This window comes from Sphingomonas aurea, assembly GCF_030678875.1.
GTDB classification, from domain to species: Bacteria; Pseudomonadota; Alphaproteobacteria; order Sphingomonadales; family Sphingomonadaceae; genus Sphingomonas; species Sphingomonas aurea.
In genome coordinates this window covers 683,120-704,328 of record NZ_JAUUDS010000001.1, presented here as the reverse complement: position 1 = coordinate 704,328, position 21,209 = coordinate 683,120, and the positions used below count along the sequence as shown (strand labels likewise).

Annotated in this window: 19 protein-coding genes and 1 tRNA gene; 7 read left to right on the top strand and 13 right to left on the bottom strand. The window is 67.1% G+C overall.

The window, feature by feature from the left end; all coding sequences use genetic code 11:
- The 5 genes from Q5H91_RS03610 to Q5H91_RS03590 are packed head-to-tail and all read right to left on the bottom strand — an operon-like array spanning window position 1 to window position 2,063.
- Window positions 1-264 carry a hypothetical protein gene (locus Q5H91_RS03610; RefSeq protein WP_305171842.1) on the bottom strand — a complete coding sequence of 88 codons (264 nt, stop codon included), beginning with the start codon at window positions 262-264 and terminating at the stop codon, window positions 1-3.
- 1 nt (window position 265) lies between these two features.
- Window positions 266-541, bottom strand: a complete 276-nt coding sequence (locus tag Q5H91_RS03605; protein WP_305171841.1) for a hypothetical protein — start codon at window positions 539-541, stop codon at window positions 266-268.
- Window positions 538-1,269: a hypothetical protein gene (locus tag Q5H91_RS03600; protein WP_305171840.1), complete on the bottom strand. Its 732-nt coding sequence runs from the start codon at window positions 1,267-1,269 to the stop codon at window positions 538-540. Before Q5H91_RS03600 ends, Q5H91_RS03605 begins: the two co-directional genes overlap by 4 nt.
- Before the next feature lie 3 nt (window positions 1,270-1,272).
- Complete coding sequence (locus tag Q5H91_RS03595) at window positions 1,273-1,662, bottom strand: hypothetical protein (RefSeq protein ID WP_305171839.1); 390 nt, start codon at window positions 1,660-1,662, stop codon at window positions 1,273-1,275.
- Complete coding sequence (locus Q5H91_RS03590) at window positions 1,659-2,063, bottom strand: hypothetical protein (protein WP_305171838.1); 405 nt, start codon at window positions 2,061-2,063, stop codon at window positions 1,659-1,661. Before Q5H91_RS03590 ends, Q5H91_RS03595 begins: the two co-directional genes overlap by 4 nt.
- A gap of 154 nt (window positions 2,064-2,217) precedes the next feature.
- Between Q5H91_RS03590 and Q5H91_RS03585 the strand changes: the two genes are divergently transcribed.
- Window positions 2,218-2,454, top strand: a complete 237-nt coding sequence (locus Q5H91_RS03585) for a helix-turn-helix domain-containing protein (protein ID WP_305171837.1) — start codon at window positions 2,218-2,220, stop codon at window positions 2,452-2,454.
- Here Q5H91_RS03585 and Q5H91_RS03580 read toward each other — a convergent pair.
- The gene (locus Q5H91_RS03580; RefSeq protein WP_305171836.1) at window positions 2,451-2,723 is read right to left on the bottom strand and encodes a hypothetical protein; all 273 of its coding nucleotides are present in this window, start codon (window positions 2,721-2,723) and stop codon (window positions 2,451-2,453) included. The two genes, Q5H91_RS03585 and Q5H91_RS03580, sit on opposite strands and share 4 nt — an antisense overlap.
- Window positions 2,724-2,922: 199 nt before the next feature.
- Here Q5H91_RS03580 and Q5H91_RS03575 point away from each other — a divergent pair, with 199 nt between their 5' ends.
- Genes Q5H91_RS03575 through Q5H91_RS03560 form a run of 4 tightly spaced genes read left to right on the top strand, consistent with a single transcriptional unit; the run spans window position 2,923 to window position 9,939 of the window.
- Window positions 2,923-3,600, top strand: coding sequence for a hypothetical protein (locus tag Q5H91_RS03575; protein ID WP_305171835.1), 678 nt, complete (start codon window positions 2,923-2,925; stop codon window positions 3,598-3,600).
- On the top strand, window positions 3,597-4,445 hold the full coding sequence (locus tag Q5H91_RS03570) for a hypothetical protein (RefSeq protein ID WP_305171834.1): 849 nt from the start codon (window positions 3,597-3,599) through the stop codon (window positions 4,443-4,445). The genes Q5H91_RS03575 and Q5H91_RS03570 overlap by 4 nt, the downstream gene beginning before the upstream one ends.
- Window positions 4,445-5,371: a hypothetical protein gene (locus tag Q5H91_RS03565; protein ID WP_305171833.1), complete on the top strand. Its 927-nt coding sequence runs from the start codon at window positions 4,445-4,447 to the stop codon at window positions 5,369-5,371. Before Q5H91_RS03570 ends, Q5H91_RS03565 begins: the two co-directional genes overlap by 1 nt.
- Window positions 5,368-9,939, top strand: coding sequence for a thermonuclease family protein (locus tag Q5H91_RS03560; RefSeq protein ID WP_305171832.1), 4,572 nt, complete (start codon window positions 5,368-5,370; stop codon window positions 9,937-9,939). Before Q5H91_RS03565 ends, Q5H91_RS03560 begins: the two co-directional genes overlap by 4 nt.
- Before the next feature lie 117 nt (window positions 9,940-10,056).
- Here Q5H91_RS03560 and Q5H91_RS03555 read toward each other — a convergent pair.
- From Q5H91_RS03555 to moaA, 3 genes are all read right to left on the bottom strand, one after another.
- A tRNA-Asn gene (locus tag Q5H91_RS03555) sits at window positions 10,057-10,131 on the bottom strand.
- A gap of 100 nt (window positions 10,132-10,231) precedes the next feature.
- A complete protein-coding gene (locus Q5H91_RS03550) occupies window positions 10,232-11,011 on the bottom strand; it encodes an NAD kinase (protein ID WP_305171831.1) in 780 nt (259 codons plus the stop codon).
- A complete protein-coding gene (moaA, locus tag Q5H91_RS03545; protein WP_305171830.1) occupies window positions 11,008-12,015 on the bottom strand; it encodes a GTP 3',8-cyclase MoaA in 1,008 nt (335 codons plus the stop codon). Before moaA ends, Q5H91_RS03550 begins: the two co-directional genes overlap by 4 nt.
- A gap of 101 nt (window positions 12,016-12,116) precedes the next feature.
- On the opposite strand from moaA, the gene Q5H91_RS03540 reads away from it, so the two are divergent.
- Window positions 12,117-13,595 carry an EAL domain-containing protein gene (locus Q5H91_RS03540; RefSeq protein ID WP_305171829.1) on the top strand — a complete coding sequence of 493 codons (1,479 nt, stop codon included), beginning with the start codon at window positions 12,117-12,119 and terminating at the stop codon, window positions 13,593-13,595.
- 6 nt (window positions 13,596-13,601) lie between these two features.
- Here the strand turns inward: Q5H91_RS03540 and mfd are convergent, their stop codons facing one another.
- Both mfd and Q5H91_RS03530 read right to left on the bottom strand, forming a co-directional pair.
- Window positions 13,602-17,057, bottom strand: a complete 3,456-nt coding sequence (gene mfd / locus Q5H91_RS03535; RefSeq protein ID WP_305171828.1) for a transcription-repair coupling factor — start codon at window positions 17,055-17,057, stop codon at window positions 13,602-13,604.
- 20 nt (window positions 17,058-17,077) lie between these two features.
- Complete coding sequence (locus tag Q5H91_RS03530; protein WP_305172378.1) at window positions 17,078-17,344, bottom strand: FAD assembly factor SdhE; 267 nt, start codon at window positions 17,342-17,344, stop codon at window positions 17,078-17,080.
- Between the two features lie 79 nt (window positions 17,345-17,423).
- On the opposite strand from Q5H91_RS03530, the gene recG reads away from it, so the two are divergent.
- Complete coding sequence (gene recG, locus Q5H91_RS03525) at window positions 17,424-19,472, top strand: ATP-dependent DNA helicase RecG (RefSeq protein WP_305171827.1); 2,049 nt, start codon at window positions 17,424-17,426, stop codon at window positions 19,470-19,472.
- Between the two features lie 80 nt (window positions 19,473-19,552).
- Here recG and Q5H91_RS03520 read toward each other — a convergent pair whose 3' ends face one another.
- Both Q5H91_RS03520 and tyrS read right to left on the bottom strand, forming a co-directional pair.
- The gene (locus Q5H91_RS03520) at window positions 19,553-19,870 is read right to left on the bottom strand and encodes a PilZ domain-containing protein (protein ID WP_305171826.1); all 318 of its coding nucleotides are present in this window, start codon (window positions 19,868-19,870) and stop codon (window positions 19,553-19,555) included.
- Window positions 19,871-19,964: 94 nt separating this feature from the next.
- Window positions 19,965-21,197 carry a tyrosine--tRNA ligase gene (gene tyrS / locus Q5H91_RS03515; protein WP_305171825.1) on the bottom strand — a complete coding sequence of 411 codons (1,233 nt, stop codon included), beginning with the start codon at window positions 21,195-21,197 and terminating at the stop codon, window positions 19,965-19,967.
- Between the last annotated feature and the right edge of the window lie 12 nt (window positions 21,198-21,209).

Sequence of the window (21,209 nt, the reverse complement as noted above, 5' to 3'; positions counted from 1 at the left end):
TCAGCGGCCCTCCCATACGGACCAGCCCGATACCGGACGGCCATGCTGTTGAATAAGAGCGGCGACCTGTCCGCCGCGTCGATCGATCAGCCGGCGGGCGGCGCGGGTGCGACGCAGCAGGCGGCGGCGTTCGCTCTCGGGTGTGTCGAGCGCGAGCATCGGGTGCATGTTGATGCCGAATTCCAGCCTGCCGGACGGGTGGATCATCAGCCGCCCGCCGATGGCGAGGAAGCGGCTGGCGATGCTGTGAGTTGATCGTGCCATGTCAGCAGTCCTCCCCGTTGTACCAGCGCGTCAGCTGCGCCGTGCGTTCGTCGGCCCGGTGCGGGCGGAAGGGCGGCGTGCGGCCGACGAACACCGAGAAGGACAGGCCGAAGCCTTCGAACGCGATGTTGATGGCTGCGCCTTCGCCGTTGCAGTCCCAGCGCTCGATGCTGTTCGCTCGGTCGACGGTGATGCCCGGCTCGATCCGGCGCCAGAACGCCCGCAGGCGCTGCATCAGGCTGGGCTGACGTGGTGCAATGTTGTCCAGCATGGTCATGCCTCCCCGCCTGCGAGTTGACGAACATCGGCGTGGATCGCATCCACCACGTCCTCGCTCATCGAGCTGCCACGGGTCCGTTCGACGAAGTCCAGCTTGGTCAGCAGATCGGGCAGGCCGGTGGCGGGCACGGCTATGGCGGCAAGCCACAGCTTGAACTCGCGGGTGGATAGGGCTTCGCTCCGCTCGCTCAGCGCATTCAGTCGATGGCTTGCTTGTAGGCGCTGAACGGCAGCGTCGTGGTCTGCCTGGTGCGCAGCAACGAGTGCGTCACGCTCGTCAGCCAGAGCAGCCAGCTCACAGTTGGCGCGCCGCCACACATCGTCGCCCATGTCGCTCCACGTCGGGTCATTGGCCACCCTACGGGCACAGGCTGCGGCGCCGATCATATCTGTCGAAAGGCGCTTCTCTTCGCCCTCGATGTTGATGAACGTAGTGGCGACACTCCGGTGCGGAACGGCAGGGATTGCGGGAAGCGCCTTGACCGCGGCTGCGTAGGCGCGGCGGGCGGGCATCTCCACGTCGTCGTCGAAGCGACTTGCCGCCTCTTCTGCACGATCGCGCAGGGCGATGGCGCGCAGGAGGCGCGGGTTGACCCCCGGTGTTGCGCCTTTCGCCTCACTGGCGAGGGCGGCTCCCCCGACGACGATGGCAGCGCCAGCGGCATAGGCGGCGGCACTGGTGCCAAAGCGCAGCAGATCGCGGCGGGTGGTGTTGGGCTGGGTCATCGCTTAGCCCTCCAGCTTCGCGAGGCGGCGGGTATGCGCCAGCAGGCGTTCGACATCCTCGTCATCGATAGCAGAGTGCCCGCCATCCGAGACGTGTTCGATCCAGCAGGCAAACTCCGGCCAGGTGGTAGGCGAGGCATAAGCGGCCAGCCGATATGCTTCGTGCATCCGCTCCTCTTCGGCTTCGAAGGCGGCGCGGTCGCGAGTTTCCAGATACTCGGGCAGCGTGTTGAAGCGGTGAACGGCTGCCTCGTTCGCGCGGATCAGGCTTGCGAAGCGCGACGGCTGTGGGGTGGCGGGTGCGGCACCGGCTACGAGCGGCGTCGCCAGAGCAACAGCGGCGATGCCGGCGCCCCCGATAAGGGCGCGGCGGTTCAGCGGGGCGGCGCTCACAGCGTGTCGCCCCAAGCGGCCGGGTTCAGGTCGCGAACGGCGACCGTGATTGGGCGGAGGGTCGGAATGCAGAGCGCGCGCTGCACGGCCTCGAACACGCTGGGCGAGGCGCACACGGCGCAGGCGGCATCGAGGTCGCCGCGTGCCTCGGCAGCGGCATAGGCCGGCTCGACAATGCTGGTGCGCAGCACCTGAAGCGCGGCGACGCGATAGCCGGTGTAGGTGTAGTCAAAGCCATCCCAGCGTTCGTGCCGGGCGAGCATCTTGATGGGAGGCGGGTTGGTGGCGAAGCTGGCGAGCAGCTTGCGGACGACGGGGTTGCGGGTCCAGTCGACGGGACCGGTATCGTTCGCGGCGCTCTTGAGCGCAGGCGCGACAATGCTATGCGCGGCAGTAGCCATGGCGATCTCCTACGGATCGGTTGTGGTTAGGCTCGGCGGTGGTGTTGGTAGCACCCCGTCGCGCCGTTCTTCGTGTTGGTAGCACCAAGAACGCTATAAACATAGCGGTCTGTGGGGTTGTGTCAAGCGATATACCGAACTATTTATGCGGTCTATGCAGATGACACCGTTGCAATCTCGGATGGCTCGCGCCGCTCTTGGTTGGTCGATCGACGATCTGGGCAAGGCGGCGGCGGTTCGTGCTGCCACCGTCTCAAGTTTTGAGCGGGGCGGCGATGCCTACGCTTCTACGGTACGCAAGCTACAGGAGGCACTGGAGGCCGGCGGCGTTATCTTCTTTGCTGCTGGCGACGGCGTGCCCTCCGGCGGGCCGGGTGTCCGCCTGCGTTAACGCTGCTTGGTTGAGGCGCAGCCGCGCTGCTCGATCTCGGCGGCAATGTCGAAAACGTCGTCAGGCATATCTTTGAGGGTCGGATCTTCGCTCAGCGCTGCCAGCGCTGTCGCCTTGTCGCCCGGCTTGGAGCCGCACATGGCCTGGTGGACCTTGGCGCGCGCGTGTTCGTATCTGGCTTTCGCCTGCGCATCCCTGTTGTCCGCGCAACCCGATAAGATCGCCGCAAGCATTGATGCTGCCGTCAGGGCATAACTCTTCGCGCTCATGTCGGCCGATTTGCCACACTTTCGTTTGAGGCGCGACGGCGTTTGTGGCATACCCGTAGCGTCAGGAAAGCTCCGCTGCTTCGACGCCAGCGGACTGCCGACCCCACCACAGCATCACGAGAACATTGCATCAAAGCAGCCCGGTCGCCGGGGTGCTGTTGCTTCGTCGTGAGCGCTGTTCACCGTCAGGAGACGCGCCTTGGGTTTATCCTCAAGCAAGACGAAGCAGACGAGTGACCCGTCTAAGTTCGCCAAACCGTATATCTCGTCTGCGGCCGGCGCTCTGCAAGACGCCTACGCTGCGGCCCAGCCTACCATCAGCGCGGTTTCGGGTACGCTCGGCGCGCAGTTGCCCAGCTTCGCCGCAAAAGCTTTCGGCCCCAACGCCCAGCTAGACGCTGCCACGGATTACAACACCTCCGTTCTGGGCGGGAAGTTCCTCGACGAAGGCAATCCCTACCTTCAGGCGCAGATCGACGCGACGAACAGCGGCGTTCGCGATCGGGTTGCCGCACAGTTCTCGGCAGCAGGCCGCACGGGCTCTGGGGCAAACCAGTATGCGCTTGGCAAGGCGCTGTCGGAGAATGAGACGGGTCTGCGCTACACCGATTACAGCAACGAGCGTGCGCGTATGGGGCAGGCCGCGTCGCTGGCGCCGTCGCTAGATGCGGCGAAGTACCAAGGGCTCGGGGCATACCTCCAGCTGGCAAACGGGGCGATTGGCCTCCCGCAACAGTCGGCGCAGGCATATGCCGGCGGGCTCGGCTCGCTCCTCGGCCAGTATCAGACCCGCACCGGCACCTACACGCCGTCCGTCATGGACAGCATTGGGAAGGCGCTGGACATCGGCAGCACCATCGCCGGCCTCGGCAAATGACGGTCGAGGCTTTGCACTGTGTCCCCGGCTCGCTCCTTGGACGCGCAGCGTCGGGCGATGTTACAGCCTTCGGCGAGCTTGCCGGTATCTGGGCGAGCAACACGGCGGCTGGGAAGGTCAACTACGCCGAAGGTATCGTGGCGACTGGATTCTGGCAGCGCCTTGCGTCGGCAACAGGCGATGGGAACGCGCTGCTGGAGCTTGCGGAGGTGTTGCTGGCGCATGGCACCTTCGCTGCGCGACATGATCGAGAAGCGCGGGCCATCTGGCTCGGAGCCGAAGCGATCCGCCGGCTGGAGCAGAGTGCTGATGTTGGGGTCGAGGCTGCGGTTGCCCGGCTTGTCCAAGTTGGGCCATTGCTGCGGCCCGAAAGCCTCTTGGTCGCGAACCAGTGGCGGGAAGATCCCATCGCATCGGAGCTAAGCGATTTTGATCGAGTGTTCCGTGACGCTGCGGGCGGATCGGTCGCTGCGGTGTCCGAGATATACCAGAACGCGCTTGCCGATGTTGAGCAGGAGAACATCGGGGTTCTTGAAGGGCTGGTGCTGCTGGAAGCCACTGCGCGGCTCGGCGCGGCATCTGGTGATCTGGATTCGGCGTGCCGCTTGGGCAAGGTGCTGATCCGGCGGGCTAGCTTTGACCGATCCTGCGGGGTCGACGACCCTGCATGCACCCGTGAAGGCGAATGCCTGAGCATCCTTACATCGTTGGCCGCTGCCGACAGCGACGAGGCGGTCAGCCTGTTGGCGCAAGCCGTCGAAGAGTTCTTGCCGCGGGCATCAATCCTGTCCGCAATTGCTGATGGCCGCATTTTGGCGAGCCTGCCTCCGAAGGGAAATTGCTGATGCCTATGTTCGCCGGAGCCCGGAGGCCCCTGGTCGGCGGCGGAGCCGCGCAAGATGATCTGCTTGCGGTTCGCGAGCCTGATCCGATCCCCATCGAGAGCATCATGACACCACCCGATCAGGTGGCCGCACTCGGGCGCAACCTGACTAATGCGCAGCAGCCGGGCTTCTTTGCTCGTAACGGTGGGCTGTCCGGCGTTCTCGGAACGCTGTCGGATGCGTTCAGCGGATCGAGCAAATACCGTGACCGTGCCATGCTGGCTCAGCAGCAGCAGCAGCAGCGCGCGGATCAGATCGTCGCTCTGCGCCGCCAGCAGGACCAGCGGTGGCAAGACCGTCAGTGGCAGATCGAGGATCGCGATGCGCGGATGAACGCGCCGCAGTACTTCAACACGGGAAATGATCGGGTCCGCTTTGATCCGGCGACGGGGCGCGCGGAGGTCGTCTATGATGGTCCCGAAGATTATGAGGCATACGCCTCGTCTCTCGGGCTTTCGCCAGACGACCCTTCCTACGAGGCCGCGATAAAGGATTATGTCCTGCGCGCCAACGGGCCAACGGCCCTCAGCGGGCGCCAGCAGCTTGAAGGTGCCCGGCAGGACAACCGCGTAGCTCTGCGAAATACTCCGACCTACGCGCAGTCGCATCCTGCTCCCTCGCGCCGGGGGATGGCCTTCACTGGCGCACCGCGCTCGCCCGCTGCTGTGATCTCTCCGATCCTGAGCAAGCTGGCGAAAGGCGGGCCAATGACGCCGGGAGAGCAGGCCGCGCTGGATTATTACCGACGACCGCCCGGCCGCGGGGGCCGTGGCTCTCCCGCCGCTTCCGCTGCACCTGTGCGGGTCGGCTCCCGCGCTGATTACGCGAAGCTGCCTTCTGGCGCTTCGTACATTGCGCCTGACGGGTCGCAGCGGGTGAAGCCATGATGGCTGACGACTGGTGGAAGAATGATCGAGTGGCAAAGCCAACCTCGACGCCGCCCGCTCCGGTCCAGCCACAGGAAAACCGCTTCTGGAACACTGACCCCGTACTTGAGCCCATGCCGCGGCCCACACCTTCCCCGCTCCCGGCGCAGCTTATCCCGACCGGCGCCGTGCACGACGGAGATACGTTCGCCCTGCGTGGCGGGATCAACGCTCGGCTGTACGGCGTCGATGCGTTCGAGCTGAGCCAGACCGGCCGCACGCGGGCGGGAGGCTCGGTCCCGCTCGGGCGGGATGCGCGCACTGCACTGGTGCCATTTGCCAAGCCGGACGCGACGGTTACGCCCACGGGCGCCTCCACCTACGGACGCCCGGTCGTCAGCCTGGACAATGGCGGCGATGCGGGGACGGCACTGCTGCGCCAAGGCTACGGCATCGCCACCCCCGAATATCTCAAGAACGATCCGAAGCGTCTGCCGGCCTATATGGAAGCGGAGCGAGACGCGCGGCTGAACCGTCGCGGCGCGTGGGCCGGTTCGTTCGAACAACCCTCGTCCTACCGTCATGGCACCCCAGACCCTTGGGCCAAGCCGGAAGAGGGAAAGCCGGGTGATAACCGCACGGCTGTGTTCTGGGATGATCCGTTGCCGGCGCAGGGCCTGCGGCCCGAGATTGCCGACCGGTATATCTCGATCTGGCAGGATCCAGCGTCAAAGCCCGATGAGCTGCTGGCCTTCGCGAAAGCGAACGGCTTCAGCGTCAATGAAGCTGAAGTGCGCCGCAATTATGCCGAGCGGGACAAAGGCCGGCCGGCTGGCGGTGATGTTCGCTACACCTCACCACCCCGCGTCCTGACCGATCCCGGCGACGGCTTGCTGGGCGCTTCGCTGCGAGGGTTCGCCGATCCGGTCAACGTTCTGGACGAGGCGGGCGCCATCGCTGACACGCTGCTGCCTGGTGACCGTGAAAACGTGTGGTCGAGCGATCGACGCTTCGGCGACATCTACGCCAACAATCTCGACCAGAACCGATCTGTGTTGGCCTTCGACGACGCCAAGCATCCTTACGCCCGCTTTGGTGGGCAGCTCGTCGGCGGGCTCGCTGTGCCTGGTCTATCGGCAGAGGGCGTCGGCTTCGCGGCTGCCCGAGCGGCGCTGCGCGGTGGCGCTGGCAGGTTCGCTGCTGAACAGGCCGCGCGCAATGCAGTGGTCGGCCGGCTGGGCGTGGCCGGTGCTGTAGAAGGCACGGTCGCAGGCGCAGGGCAGGGCGAGACGTGGCAGGATCGCGCCACGGGCGCACTGATCGGCGGACCGGTGGGCCTGACCTTGGGCGCCGGGCTGGGCGTAGCAGCGCCGAAGCTGGCTCAGATGGTTGGCCGGCCTTTCTCGAAACTCGCGGGCCGTGAGGGCGAGCGGGCGGCAACAGACTTTACAGACGGTGCCATTGATGCCGAGCGCACCCGCCTGTCGAACGATGCTGCGTCGCTGGCTGAAGAGACTGGCCCCGCAGTTTCGCCATCGGAACGGCCCGTAGCCGCAGGCGCAGCGCCGGCCGAGACGATCGGGGCGCGGCAGGAGATTGCCCGCCCCACGCTGTACGGCCCGGAAGCTGACGCCGCGCCGGAAGCGCCCGCCTCTATCGCCAATGCAATCCGGGGGGAGCAGGCGGCATCTATTCAGGCAAGCGACGTGTTGCCGCTGCCTGCGAACGCGGTCGATGGCATCGAGGAGGCCGAGCGGATCGCGGCAGGCCGGGTCGCTCCGGTTCGTGCGCCCGATGAGCGCGCCACCTTGGAGCGCCGGACGATACCCAGCGCGACCACTGGTGCGCCGATCGCCAAGCGCGGCCCCCTCGATATGGTGTCGTGGCTCCGGTCGCAGGGCGGCATCCGTGCGCAGGGCGGCGAGCTGGAACACTACGGCATCACCAACGCGCCGCGGCAGGGGATGGACTTCGCAGGCGGGGAGAGCCGGCTGGGGCCGCTCGTCGCCAACGAGGGCATGACCTATGACGAGGCGGCGTTGCAGGCGTGGGAAGCCGGGTTCTTCCCGGATCACGTCGAGCGGCCGACCGTCGACGAGTTCTTGGACGCGCTGAACGCGACCCATAGCGGGCAGCAGCGGGCATTCCGCTCGGACGATCTGGCGGAGGTTGACGCGTTCGAGGCAGCTCGTCGCCAACGGCAGGACGTGGAGGGCGCCCGCCTGGCGGGTTCGCCGCTGATGGAAGATCGTGGTCAGCCGATCGGGGCGGACGATCTGGATGCGATCACCCCGCCAGTGCAGGCCTACGAGGAATGGGGAGAGAACGTCCCGAACCTTGCCGGCAACATCCGGTTGGACAAGCTGGACAGCCCGCAGTCGATCGCGCGGGCGCTGGTGCAGACCGAGCGTCGTGCGGGTGGGTTCGACGCCGCGACGCGCGGGCGGATCACCCAGGCGGAAACCAAGAACCTCGCCGCTGACCTCGGCATGACAGCGGACGATCTGCTGAAGCGCCGCAAGGGGCAGGCGTTCAACGCGGAAGAGGCGCTGGCTGCTCGTCAGATCCTGGCTCGCTCTGCCACCGACCTTGTGAACATCGCCAAGCGGGTCGCCCGAGTGGAGAACCCCGGCGACGAGGTAGAAGCGGCGTTCCGTAGCGCGTGGTTGCGTCATGCAGCCATCCAAGAGCAGGTTGCGGGGATGACGGCCGAAGCTGGCCGTTTGCTCGCACAGTTCCGGATGGCAGCGGATAGTCGGGACGCGACGCGCGCCTTGTCGTCCCTTGGTGAGGGCTTAGGCGGGGCGGGGCGGGCGAAGGAGGTTGCCGAGCGCATCGTTGATCTAGAGCGCGTTGGGGTCAGCCCGGCCGGCATCAACCAGTTCGCCCTCCGGTCGCTGCTGCCCCGTTGGAAGGACAAGGCAGTCGAGCTTTATATCAACAGCCTGTTGTCCGGTACGCAGACGCATGCGGTTAACATCCTGTCGAACACCCTAACCGCGATCGGTCAGCTGCCTGAGCATGCAGCGGCTGCGGGCATCGGAGCGGTGCGCAGCTTCCTTCCGGGGCAAAGCCAGACAGAACGGGTGCTGTTCTCTGAACTCGGCACTCGCGCAGTCGGGCTGGTCACGGGAGCGAAGGAAGGAGCGCGCGCCGCAGCCCGAGCCTTCCTGACGGGCGACACGGTGGATGCCGTGTCCAAGGTGGAGCAGCAGCAGGCCAATGCGATCGGCGGCAAGCTAGGGTCGTTCATCCGCACCCCTACTCGTCTGCTCGCGGCCGAAGATGAGCTGTTCAAGGGTATCGCCCGGCGGATGGAGCTGAACGGCCTCGCCATGCGGCAAGCGAAGACGGAGGGGCTTTCTGGCGCGGCTGCCCGTGATCGCGCGGCAGCCTTGGTCCTGAACCCGCCGGATGACATGCTGGCGAAGTCGATGGACTATGCCCGTTACCTGACCTTCCAGACGCCAATGGCGTCGGACAGCATCGCGGCGGGCATCTCGCGAGGCACCCAGCGCCAACCTGCACTCAAGCTGTTGCTGCCGTTCGTGCGCACGCCGGTCAATCTGCTCAAGTTTGCAGCCGAACGCTCCCCCGCGGCGCTGCTCATGAAGTCGTGGCGCAAGGAAGTGTCCGCGGGGGGAGCGCGTCGAGACTTGGCTATCGCGCGCGCGCTCGTCGGCACAGGCTTTGGCGCGGCGATGTACGAGGCGGCGGTAGACGGGAAGATCACGGGCGGGGGGCCTGCCGATCCTTCGGCCCGGCGCCTGTTGATGGCTGATGGGTGGCAGCCGTACAGCCTGAAGGTAGGCGATCGATACTACAGCTATGCGCGCCTCGATCCGTTCTCGACCACCATCGGGACCGTGGCCGATATGGTTGATCTGCAATCACACATGACCGACAAGCAGCAGGAGCGTTCGGGGACGCTCGTGGTGGCGGCGATCCTCAACAACCTGTCCTCCAAGACCTGGCTGAGCGGGCTCAGCGGAGCCTTGGAAGCTGTCAATGATCCAGGGCGCTACTCCGAAGGGTTCATATCGCGGCTGGTCGGCGGGATTGTCGTTCCGAGCGCCGTCGCGCAGTTCGCGCGGGTGAGCGACCCAGTTTTGCGGGAAGCGCGTGGACCGCTGGATCGCATTCGCTCGCGTATTCCGGGAATGTCGGACGATTTGCCCGCCCGTCGTGACGTCTACGGTAGAGAGATGCGCTCCGAAGGCGGGCTCGGACCAGACATCGCCTCGCCGATTTGGACCGGTACGCGGCGCAATGACCGCACTACCGCAGCCCTCCTCGCTGAGGGCATAAATCTGTCGGCCCCTCAGCGCACCGTGTCCGGCAACCGGCTGACGCCAGAAGAGTACAGCCGCTATTCGGAGGCGTCTGGGCAGGCCCTGAAGCCGCAGCTGGATGCACTTGTCGCTAGTCCCGATTGGGATTGGCTCGACGACGAGGGCAAGCAAGCAGCTGTCGACAAGCTAGCGCGGGCGGCTCGGGCGCAAGCTCGGCGGGGCATGTTCGCCAACACGAAGCGCACGCCTTGGGCTCCGCCATCGTCAGATCGAGTGATCGAACCGGCCCGACCTTGATGCGGCATGCGTACGAGCATCAGCCGCCGTCGTCAGCCAATGGTGGTAGCCATGGAGGGAACGCGATCAGCGCTTCGGCAAAATTGCCAGCGTTTTGACCGCCTTAGCGGAAAACGGTGGCTCCCTGAGTAGGATTCGAACCTACGGCCGCTCGATTAACAGTCGAGAGCTCTACCGCTGAGCTATCAGGGATCGTTGCCGTGGGCGGCTCTATAACTGCCCGGAACGACGATGCAACCCGGAATGTGACGATCCGCGGTCAGCCGATGAACTGCTCCCCCGCGAATCGCCGTCAGGCGATGAACTGTTCCATCGTGATACGGTCATCGAGCGCGTGTTCCGGATCGAACAGCAATGTCAGCTCGTGCTGCCGATCCATGCAGATGTCGACTTGCGCGACGTCGCGCACCTCGCGCTGGTCGGCGACGGCGGAAACGGGGCGCTTGCCGGGATCGAGCACGCGCAGGCCGATCCGCGCCTTGTCCGGCAGGATCGCGCCGCGCCAGCGCCGGGGTCGGAACGCGCTGATCGGGGTCAGCGCGACCATTGCCGATCCCAGCGGCAGGATCGGTCCTTGGGCAGAGAAGTTGTAGGCGGTCGACCCCGCGGGCGTCGCCACCAGAATGCCGTCGCACGCCAGTTCGGGCAGGACGACGCGGTCATTGACGGTCACCTCCAGCTTGGCGGTCTGGCGCGTCTCACGCAGCAAAGAGACTTCGTTGATCGCAGGCAGGGTGTGGATGCGGCCGTCGATCCCGGTGGCGGTCATCGCCAGCGGCGTGACCTTGAAGGGGCGGGCACGCGCCAGCCGCTCCTGCAGGCCGTGCCGCCGCCACTCGTTCATCAGGAAGCCGACCGTACCCAAGTTCATCCCGAAGACCGGTACGGGCAGCGCACGCCGCTCCAGCAGACGGTGCAATGTCTGGAGCATGAAGCCGTCGCCGCCCAGCGCAATGACGACATCGGCGTCGTCGAAGGCGACCCAGTCCATCGCGTCGGCCAGTTCGGCCGCCGCCGTCTGCGCCACGGCGGTCGGCGAGGCGACCAGCGCCCACCGCTCGAACCCGTTCATCCGCCGGTGACGCTCATGTGTCGCGCCACGGCAGGCATGGCACCCGCCTGGATGCGAAAGTCGTGGCGGGCGGGCTTGCGTCCCAGACCGTGGTCGATCGCGGAGTCGAGGGCGGTCAGCCCCCCATCGCGGAGCGCCGCCTTCAGGTCGACCTGATCGTCATGACCCAGGCACAGGTAAAGCTTGCCTTCGGTGGTCAGCCGCACGCGATTGCACCCGTCGCAGAAGTTGGCGGTGAGTGGAGAGATCAGGCCCAGGCGCGTGTCGGTCCCCTCAACCCGCCAGTAACGCGCCGGGCCGCCGCTGCGATGTGCGTCGCGGACCAGCGGAAAGTCCGCCGACAGCCGATCGAACGCCGCCGTCAACGGCAGGAAGCGGTCGACCCGATCCTCGTCGATCGCACCGAGCGGCATGGTCTCGATCAGCGACAGGTCCAGACCCTCGTCGACGCACCAGCGCAGGATGGCGGGCAATTCATCCTCGTTCAGGCCGCGCAGGGCGACCGTGTTCAGCTTCACGCGCAAGCCCGCGTCGCGTGCGGCACGGATGCCGGCGATCACCTGCGCGACATCGCCGTGGCGGGTGATATGGCGGAAGCGATCGGGATCAAGGCTGTCGAGGCTGACATTCACGCGCCGCACCCCGGCATCGACCAGTGCCGCCGCATGCTGCGCCAGGCGCGTGCCGTTGGTAGTCAGCGTCAGCTCCTGCAAGCCGTGGCCTACCAGCCGGCCCAGCCGCCGGATCAGCTCGCTGACATCGCGGCGGATCAGCGGCTCGCCTCCCGATAACCGGATCTTGTCGACGCCGCGCGCTACGAAACGCTCGGCGATGACCGCGATCTCCTCCAGGCTGAGGAGCGCCGAGCGGGGCAGAAAGGTCATCTGTTCGGCCATGCAGTAGCGACAGCGCAGGTCGCAGCGGTCGGTGACCGAGATGCGCAGATAGCGGATCGCCCGTCCATGGACATCGACCAGGCCGGGAGTGGCAGGAGCGTGGGCCATCGACACCGCGCTAGGACGCATGCCGGATCGGGGCAAGTACGGATCGCGCGGCGCATTGAGGATGGCGCGCGCGGCGGCTAGGGTCTGGGGCAATGACACACATGCAAGCCGAACGCACGGTCGCCTTGGTCGATGCACGCGGGCGGGAAGAGTTGGCACTGGCCGAGGTGCGTCGTCGGTCCGGACAGGGCGAGGCGCTGCTGGTCATCACGCCCGATGCCAGGGTGGCGGACAGATTTCTGGACGCCGGCGCGCACGCTTTCCTCGCCGATCCGCGCGGGTCGGGCGAGATCGAGACGGCGTTGCGCTTCGCACGACGCGCGGGGCTGGTCGAACGCCGGGCGCTGGGCTCGCTCGACGGGGAGGAGGGGGCGGCCCTGATCGAGCGGCTGTCGGCATGGATCGCGGCCGGCGTGCCCTGCACCGTCGTCGCAGTGGCGCTGTCCCGGCTCGATCTGGTCAATGCCGCGCACGGCCGGGACGTGGTCGATGCCGCGATCGCCGAGGCCGCGCAGCGCATCGGCGCCGCACTGGCGGACGATACGCTGGTCGTCCGCTCTAGCGGTGACCTGTTCCTCGCCGCGGTGGAGGTCGAGCGGGCGAGCGGGGCGGCCGCGGCGGTCTGCCAGGCGCTCGCCCGTTCGATCGATGTCGAGGGTGCGACGGTGCTGCTCGGCAGCCGCGCGGGTGTCGCCGCGGTCGAGGCTGGCGACGATCCCTTTTCGCTGATCGCACGCGCGGCGGAAGCACTGGACGCGGCGCGTGGCAGCTACGGCGGCAATGTTCGGATCGCGCCGCCCGACCGGGTGGCGACGCTCGATGCGCTGGCGGCGGACCTCCACCACGCGGTCACCCGCGGCGAGATCGAGATCGTCTTCCAGCCGCAGGTGGAGATCGCGACCGGCCGAATCACCGGGGTCGAGGCGCTGGCGCGCTGGGCGCACCCGACGCTGGGACCGATCGGCGCGGACATGCTGTTCGCAGCGGCGGATCGCGCCGATCTGGGCATCGCGCTGTCCGATCATATCCAAGAGCTGACGCTCGCCACGGCGGCACGCTGGCCGCGTGCGCTCGGGCACCTGCGCCTGTCGCTGAACCTGACCGCGGCCGACGTGGCGCGGGCGGGCTTCGCGCGGCTGTTCCTCGACCGCGTCGATGCCAGCGGCTTCCCGCGCGGGCGGTTGACCGTCGAGCTGACCGAGACGGGGATGATTCACGAACTGGAACGCGCCAGCCGCCTGCTCGGCGAACTGCGCGCAGCCGGATGCCGGGTCGCGATCGACGATTTCGGGACGGGCTATTCAAGCCTCGTCTATCTGAAGGCGCTGCCGCTCGATTACGTCAAGATCGACCGGGCGCTGGCCCGCGACATCGCAGGCGACCCGCGCGACCGGGTGGTGATCCGCGGGGTGATCGACATCGCCCACGCCCTGGGCCTGGCGGTGATCGCCGAGGGGGTGGAGACGCCGCAGCAACTGGCGCTGCTGAAGGCAGAAGGGTGTGGCTGGTACCAGGGCTTCCTGCGCGCCGGCGGGCTGGACGAGCCGGCGCTGGTGGCGATGATCGAGGGGGAGCGCTGACCGCGCTTACCCCATCGCCTTCGCCAAGCCCTTCGACAGCTGCAACGCCCCGTGCAGGCGCGACTTGGCGTCGGGCCAGGCACGTTGCAGCACCAGCTTCGAATCCGGCCGCAGCTTCGCTACGCCGTTCAGCCGGTCGACATAGGCGATCAGCCCAGGCACGTTGGGCGGCTTGTCGTCGTGGAAGGCGACCAGCACGCCCTTCACTCCGACATCCATCTTGGCGATGCAGGCGCGCTTGGCGTTCAGCTTGATCTCGATCACCCGGATCAGATTGTCCGTCGCATCGGGCAGCGGACCGAAGCGGTCGATCATCTCGGCAGCGAACGCCTCGATCTCCTCGCGCTTCTCCAGATCGTTGAGACGGCGATACAGGCCCATGCGCAGGTCGAGATCGGGGACGTAATCGTCAGGGATCAGGATCGGCGCATCGACGGTGATCTGCGGCGAGAAATCGCGCGGACGCTGGGCGAGGCCGCCGGCCTTCGCATCCATGATCGCCTCTTCCAGCATCGACTGGTAGAGTTCGTACCCGACCTCCTTGATATGCCCCGACTGCTCGTCGCCCAGCAGGTTGCCGGCGCCGCGGATATCGAGGTCGTGGCTGGCCAGCTGGAACCCGGCGCCGAGCGAGTCGAGGTCGCTCAGCACCTTCAGCCGCTTCTCCGCTGCATCGGTCATCTGCCGCTCGGGCGGGGTGACCATATAGGCATAGGCACGCGTCTTCGACCGCCCGACCCGACCGCGCAGCTGATAGAGCTGGGCCAGCCCGAACCGGTCGGCGCGGTTGATAATCATGGTGTTTGCCGAGGGGATGTCGAGCCCGCTCTCGATGATGGTGGTCGACACCAGCACCTCGAACTTCTTGTCGTAGAAGGCGCTCATCCGCTCCTCGACCTCGCTCGCCGACATCTGGCCGTGGGCGATGACGTAGCGGATCTCGGGTACCTCGGCGCGCAGGAACTCCTCGATATCGGGCAGGTCGGCGATGCGCGGCGTGACGAGGAAGCTCTGGCCGCCGCGATAATGTTCGCGCAGCAACGCCTCGCGCAGCACCACCGGGTCCCACGGCATCACATAGGTCCGCACGGCCAGGCGATCGACCGGCGGCGTCTGGATCACCGACAGCTCGCGCAGGCCCGACATCGCCATCTGCAGCGTGCGCGGGATCGGCGTGGCGGTCAGCGTCAGCATGTGGACGTCGGCCTTCAGCGCCTTCAGCCGCTCCTTGTGGGTGACGCCAAAGCGCTGCTCCTCGTCGACGATGACGAGGCCCAGCCGCTTAAACTCGACGCCCTTGGCCAGCACCGCATGCGTGCCGACGATCACGTCGAGCTGGCCGGACGCCGCGCCCTCCTTCGTCGCCTTCATCTCGGGCGCGCCGACCAGCCGGCTCATCCGGCCGATCTTGATCGGAAACCCCTCGAAGCGCGCAGCGAAGTTGTTGAAATGCTGGCGCGCGAGCAGCGTGGTGGGGCAGACCACCGCCACCTGCATCCCCGCCATCGCCGCAACGAACGCGGCGCGCAGCGCCACCTCGGTCTTGCCGAAGCCGACATCGCCGACGACCAGCCGATCCATCGGCTTGCCCGCGGCCAGGTCGTCCAGCACGTCGCCGATCGCGCGGTCCTGATCGTCGGTTTCCTCATAGGGAAAGCGGTCGACGAAGCTGGGGTAGCCGGCGCTGTCGGGCTCGGCGACCTCGCCCGGACGGAGCGCGCGTTCGGCAGCGGTCGCGATCAGCTCGCCGGCGATCTCGCGGATGCGCTCCTTCATGCGGCTCTTGCGCCGCTGCCACGCTTCGCCGCCTAGTCGATCGAGCGCCGCGCCGTCCTCACCCGAGCCGTAGCGGGTCAGCACTTCGAGATTCTCGACCGGCACGTACAATTTGTCGCCGCCGGCATAGGACAGGGCGACGCAGTCGTGCGGGCTCTTGCCGACCGGGATGCTGGTCAACCCTTCGTATCGGCCGATGCCGTGATCGGCATGGACGACGAGGTCACCGGGCGACAGCGTCGCCAGCTCGGCGAGAAAGGCATCGGCGGATTTCCGCCGTTTGTTGCGGCGGATCAGCCGGTCGCCGAGCATGTCCTGCTCGGTCAGCACCGCGATCCCCGGCGCGGTGAAGCCATGGTCCAGCGGCAGGACGACCATCGCGACGCCGAAGCTCTTCGACGTGTCGGCGACACCGAGCGCCTCCTGCCACGTCTCCGCGGCTTTGCCGCCCTTCAGCCCGTGATCGGCGAGCAGGCTGCCGAGCCGTTCGCGCGCGCCGACCGAGTAGCTGGCGAGGACGGGTTTTCGGCCGTCGCGACGCAGCTTTTCGATATGCGCGACCACCGCCTCATAGACATTGGCCTGGTTGGCGCGCTCAGGCGCGAAGTCGCGGGGGCCGTCAACGTTGAAGTCCATCACGGTGGCGGAGGGCGGCTCGTGGAACGGCGTCGTGAGATGGGTAGATGCGGTCGCCGCGGCCCATTCCGCCTCGTTCAGATACAGAGACTTGGCGGGGAGGGGGCGGTAGCTGCCGGGTTGTGCTGCCTCTGCGCGCTTGCGGTTCTCGTAATAGTCGGCGATCGCCTCCAGCCGACCCTCGACCGCCGCGGCGACACCTGCGTCGCGGACGGTCAGCACGTCACCCAGATGGTCGAACAGCGTCGCCAGCTTCTCCTCGAACAGCGGTAGCCAATGTTCCATGCCGGCGAGACGGCGCCCTTCCGATACCGCCTGGTAGAGCGGATCGCCGGTGGCGGTGGCGCCGAACGTCTCGCGGTACCGGGTGCGGAATCGCTTTATCTGGTCTTCGTCCAGCAGGGCTTCCGAGGCGGGGAGTAGCGTGAAGCCGTCGATGCGGCCGGTCGTGCGCTGATCCGCCGGGTCGAAGGTGCGGACGCTCTCGATCTCGTCGCCGAAGAAGTCGAGGCGCAGTCCCTGCGTTTCGCCGCTGGGGAAGAGGTCGACCAGGCCGCCGCGCACCGCATATTCGCCTTGGTCGTGGACGGTTTCGGTGCGGACATACCCGTTTGCCTGGAGCAGGCCGGCGAGCCGGTCGCGGCCGATGCGTTCGCCGGGCGCTAGCGTCGCGACCAGCTGACGAATGCGGAACGGCGTCAGCACGCGCTGGGTCGCGGCGTTTGCGGTGGTCAGGATCAGCTGCGGACCTGCCTGCTTGGCCTGCAGGCGGTGGAGTGCGGCAATGCGGTCTGCCATCACCCGCAGAGTAGGCGACGCACGATCATAGGGCAGGCAGTCCCACGCCGGGAACATCACCACCTCAAGCTCCGGCGCGAAGAAGGAAGCGGTGGAGGCGATGGCGCGCATCGCGGCGTCGTCCGGCGCGATGAACAGCACGCGGCCGGCGGCGCGGGCGAGGTCAGCAAGGAGCGAGGGTTGGAAGCCGGTGGGCACGCCGGCAAGCGTCAACTGTCCGTTGGCCGCCAGGATTTTGTTGACGTCGGGCAAGGGGGGAGTTCCAGTCGCGATCAGGATGGCAGCTTGACGAAATCGAGCGAACGCATGGCGTGCATCATCGGCCCGTCCCAGGCGGGCGGACAGGGGATCGATCCGATCGCCCACCCCATGATGTCGACATCCTGCTCCTCCAGCAGTGCCTCGAACCAGTCCAGCTCGGCCGGGGTCCAGCGATGATGATGCGCGTCGAAGAAGCCGCCGATCATCAGGTCCGCCTCGCGCGTGCCGCGATGCCAGGCGCGAAAGCGCAGGCGCTTGATACGTGTCTCGTGATCCACCCTGTTCGGCTCCCAACGGCGATAGGCCGGCGGGCGCAACTGGCGGCGCGCGTCGGCTGGTCGTAAGGGCCATGTAGTCATGCGTCCCGACATCCTCAATCCGCTGTTCGCCGAGGTCACCGCGCTGAAGGGGGTGGGACCGGCGTTGGCCAAGCCGCTCGACCGGCTGGGTTTGCGGCGAGTGGTGGATGTCGCGTTCCACCTGCCGACCGGCTGGGTCGACCGGGTCGCGCGCGAGGAATTGCTGACCGGCGACGTGGGCCGGATCGTCGCGATCACGCTGATCCCGCGTGAGTATCGCAGTTCGACCGGGCGCGGGCCGACACGGGTGATCGCGGCGGACGCGGCGGGGAACACGATCGCGCTGGTCTATTTCGGCGGGCATCCCGGCTGGGCGAAGAAGCTGCTGCCGATCGGCGAGCCGCGGCGGGTGTCGGGTCGGCTGGACCAATATGGCGACACGCTGCAGATCGTGCATCCCGACCTGGCCGATCCGGACGAGGAGTTCCGCGCGCGCGAACCGATCTATCCGCTATCCGAAGGAGTGACCTCGCGCCGGCTGGCAGCGTTGGCGGCGCAGGCGGTGGAGCGCGCACCGAGCCTGCCGGAATGGATCGAACCGAGCCTGAAGGCCCGGCGCGACTGGCCCGACTGGCGTGAGGCGCTGGCGCGGGTCCATGCCGATCCGGCCGATATCAAGGCGCGCGAGCGGCTGGCCTATGACGAGGTGTTCGCGAGCCAGTTGGCGATGACCCTGGTCCGCGCCGACACCCGCAAGCGTAGGGGCCGTGCGCTCGTTGGCGACGGGCGGCTGCGCGACCTGCTGAAGCTGCCGTACCAGCTGACGGGCGCACAGGCGCGGACCGTGGCCGAGATCGAGGGTGACCTGGCGCAGCAATCGCCGATGCTGCGGCTGTTGCAGGGCGATGTCGGCGCGGGCAAGACGCTGGTCGCGGCGATGGCGCTGCTGGTAGCGGTCGAGGCGGGGGCGCAGGGCGCGCTGCTGGCGCCGACCGAGATCCTCGCGCGGCAGCATTACGACAGCTTGCGCCGGACACTGGCCGGGTTGCCGGTGGAAATCGGTATCCTGACCGGGCGCGACAAGGGCCGGGTGCGCGAGGCGACGCTGATGGCGTTAGCCGATGGCAGCATCGACATCCTGATCGGGACTCACGCGATCTTTCAGGAGGCGGTGCAGTATCGCGACCTTGCGCTGGTCGTGGTCGACGAGCAGCACCGTTTCGGCGTGGCGCAGCGGATGATGTTGCAGGACAAGGGCCGCAGCCCGCACCTGCTGGCGATGACGGCAACGCCGATCCCGCGCACGCTGACGCTGGCGCAATATGGCGAGATGGACGTCAGCCGGCTCGACGAACTGCCCCCCGGACGTCAACCGATCGAGACGCGTGTCGTGTCGGAGGACCGGCTGGACGAAGTGGCAGCGGCGCTGGGGCGGCATCTGGAGGGCGGTGGCCAGGCATACTGGGTATGCCCGCTGGTCGAGGAGAGCGAGAAGTCGGATCTCGCCGCAGCCGAGGCGCGGGCAGAGGCGCTGCGCGCGCGCTTTGGAGAGCGGGTCGGGCTGGTCCATGGCCGCATGAAGCCGGCCGAGAAGGACGCGGTGATGGAGGCGTTCGCAGGCGGGCGACTGGGCGTGCTGGTGGCGACCACGGTGATCGAGGTGGGGGTCGACGTGCCCAACGCGACGCTGATCGTGATCGAACATGCCGACCGGTTCGGACTGGCACAGCTGCACCAGCTGCGCGGCCGGGTGGGGCGGGGCACGGGCCGCTCGACCTGCCTGCTGCTGCGTGGCGGCACATTGAGCGAGACGTCGCGGGCGCGGCTTGCGCTTATGCGCGAGTCGAACGACGGGTTCCGGATCGCCGAAGAGGATCTGCGGCTGCGCGGCGGCGGCGAGATGCTGGGAACGCGCCAGTCGGGCGAGGCGGCGTTCCGGCTGGTCGCGCCGGAGATGCTGTCCGACCTGCTGGAATGCGCGCACGACGATGCGCGACTGCTGGTGGACCGCGACGGGGGGCTGGCGGGGGAGCGCGGTGCGGCGGCACGGACGGCGCTTTACCTGTTCGAACGGGACGCAGGAGTGGCACTGCTGCGGTCGGGATGACGAGTGGGTAGCTCAGTAATGCCGGGCCAAGTCAGGGTGACGCCGTCGGTGTCGCAACATCTCGCGATCCGGATGCTGCACTAAATGCTGCGCAGCATTCGCTGCAGCATAGACCCGAAGACGGCGACGTCGATGGAGTTGAACAGGCGACAGCCAAGCCGACCGCCAAGCGCCCAGCGAACTTCAGCTTTGGCTAGGCCGATGATCGGGAGGACGACGGTCAGGACGTCGCCTTCTGCCCATTCGCCATCGGCGCGTGCCATGAATCCGCCGGAGGAGAAGTTGACGATCGTCACCGTACGCTCGACGCCGTTTGCCTGCACGATGCGCGTACGATGCAGCACCTCCTGGCGAGGCTCGCGACGGTCATCCCATGATACTGGCTGGAAACTGGCCATGACGCTCCTGGCACCTCCGCCGGCCGAACGCGGGAGAAGTGCCTGATTGACCTATGGGTACAATCCTTGACAAGAAATTACGAACTTCAATCGATTACACCTTTGTTCTAATCAACAGGGCATGATGTTTCTTTCCGGCAGATAAACGCAAGGTATCGCTGGTTATTTTGACGATCGTCGCCTCGTCGGACACCTTCTCGCCATCGACTCGGGCGCCACCGCCCGCGATCAGCCGCCGCGCCTCGCCGCGGGATTGTGCGAAGCGAAGTGCAATCAACGCGTCGACGATGCCGATACCCTCTTCGCCCACCGACAGGGTCGGCAACGACTCACCGGCGCCGCCCTCTTCGAAGGTGCGGCGCGCGGTTTCGGCGGCCTCGTCGGCGGCGGCGCGGCCGCGGCAGAGGGCGGTCGCCTCGGTGGCCAGGATCTTCTTGGCCTCGTTGATCTCCGCGCCCGGCAGCGCCTCCAACCGCGCGATCTCGTCCAGCGGCAGATCGGTGAACAGGCGCAGGAACCGGCCGACGTCGCGGTCATCGGTGTTGCGCCAGAACTGCCAGTAATCGAAATGGGGCAGCTGGTCCTCGTGCAGCCAGACGGCACCGGCCATCGTCTTGCCCATCTTTCCGCCATCGGCAGTGGTGATGAGCGGCGTGGTGACGCCATAGACCTCGGTTCCGTCCATCCGGCGCGCCAGCTCGATACCGTTGACGATATTACCCCACTGGTCGCTGCCGCCCATCTGAAGCCGGCAACCGGCACGGCGCGACAGCTCGACGAAGTCGTAGCCCTGGAGGATCATGTAGTTGAACTCGAGGAAGCTGAGCGACTGCTCGCGGTCGAGCCGCAGCTTCACCGAGTCGAACGACAGCATCCGGTTGACCGAGAAATGCTGCCCCACCTCTCGCAGAAAGGGGATATACTCCAGCCGGTCGAGCCACTCGGCATTGTCGAGCATGATCGCGTCGCTGGGGCCGTCCCCAAACGTCAGGAAGCGTTCGAAAATGCGCTTGATCGAGGCGATATTGGCGTTGATCGTGTCGGCGCCGGCGAGTTTCCGCGCCTCGTCCTTGAAGCTGGGATCGCCGATCTTGCCGGTGCCGCCGCCCATCAGGACGATCGGCTTGTGCCCGCTCTGCTGGAGGCGGCGCAGCAGCATGATCTGCACGAGGCTGCCGACATGGAGCGACGGCGCGGTCGGGTCGAAGCCGATATAGCCGGGAACGACCTGCTTGGCCGCGAGCGCGTCGAGCGCGGCGGCGTCGGTCAGCTGGTGGATGTATCCGCGGTCCTGGAGGACGGTGAGCAGGTCGGACTGGTATGCCATGCGCGCCGGTTA

Bases quoted from the DNA above. Each gene is read 5' to 3' on its own strand.
- recG (WP_305171827.1), top strand. From the start codon at position 17,424: ATGCGTCCCGACATCCTCAATCCGCTGTTCGCCGAGGTCACCGCGCTG.
- Q5H91_RS03550 (WP_305171831.1), bottom strand. From the start codon at position 11,011: ATGAACGGGTTCGAGCGGTGGGCGCTGGTCGCCTCGCCGACCGCCGTG.
- Q5H91_RS03565 (WP_305171833.1), top strand. From the start codon at position 4,445: ATGCCTATGTTCGCCGGAGCCCGGAGGCCCCTGGTCGGCGGCGGAGCC.
- Q5H91_RS03540 (WP_305171829.1), top strand. From the start codon at position 12,117: ATGCAAGCCGAACGCACGGTCGCCTTGGTCGATGCACGCGGGCGGGAA.
- Q5H91_RS03520 (WP_305171826.1), bottom strand. From the start codon at position 19,870: ATGGCCAGTTTCCAGCCAGTATCATGGGATGACCGTCGCGAGCCTCGC.
- Q5H91_RS03580 (WP_305171836.1), bottom strand. From the start codon at position 2,723: ATGAGCGCGAAGAGTTATGCCCTGACGGCAGCATCAATGCTTGCGGCG.
- Q5H91_RS03585 (WP_305171837.1), top strand. From the start codon at position 2,218: ATGCAGATGACACCGTTGCAATCTCGGATGGCTCGCGCCGCTCTTGGT.
- Q5H91_RS03570 (WP_305171834.1), top strand. From the start codon at position 3,597: ATGACGGTCGAGGCTTTGCACTGTGTCCCCGGCTCGCTCCTTGGACGC.
- Q5H91_RS03605 (WP_305171841.1), bottom strand. From the start codon at position 541: ATGACCATGCTGGACAACATTGCACCACGTCAGCCCAGCCTGATGCAG.
- Q5H91_RS03560 (WP_305171832.1), top strand. From the start codon at position 5,368: ATGATGGCTGACGACTGGTGGAAGAATGATCGAGTGGCAAAGCCAACC.
- tyrS (WP_305171825.1), bottom strand. From the start codon at position 21,197: ATGGCATACCAGTCCGACCTGCTCACCGTCCTCCAGGACCGCGGATAC.
- Q5H91_RS03590 (WP_305171838.1), bottom strand. From the start codon at position 2,063: ATGGCTACTGCCGCGCATAGCATTGTCGCGCCTGCGCTCAAGAGCGCC.
- Q5H91_RS03610 (WP_305171842.1), bottom strand. From the start codon at position 264: ATGGCACGATCAACTCACAGCATCGCCAGCCGCTTCCTCGCCATCGGC.
- moaA (WP_305171830.1), bottom strand. From the start codon at position 12,015: ATGGCCCACGCTCCTGCCACTCCCGGCCTGGTCGATGTCCATGGACGG.
- Q5H91_RS03600 (WP_305171840.1), bottom strand. From the start codon at position 1,269: ATGACCCAGCCCAACACCACCCGCCGCGATCTGCTGCGCTTTGGCACC.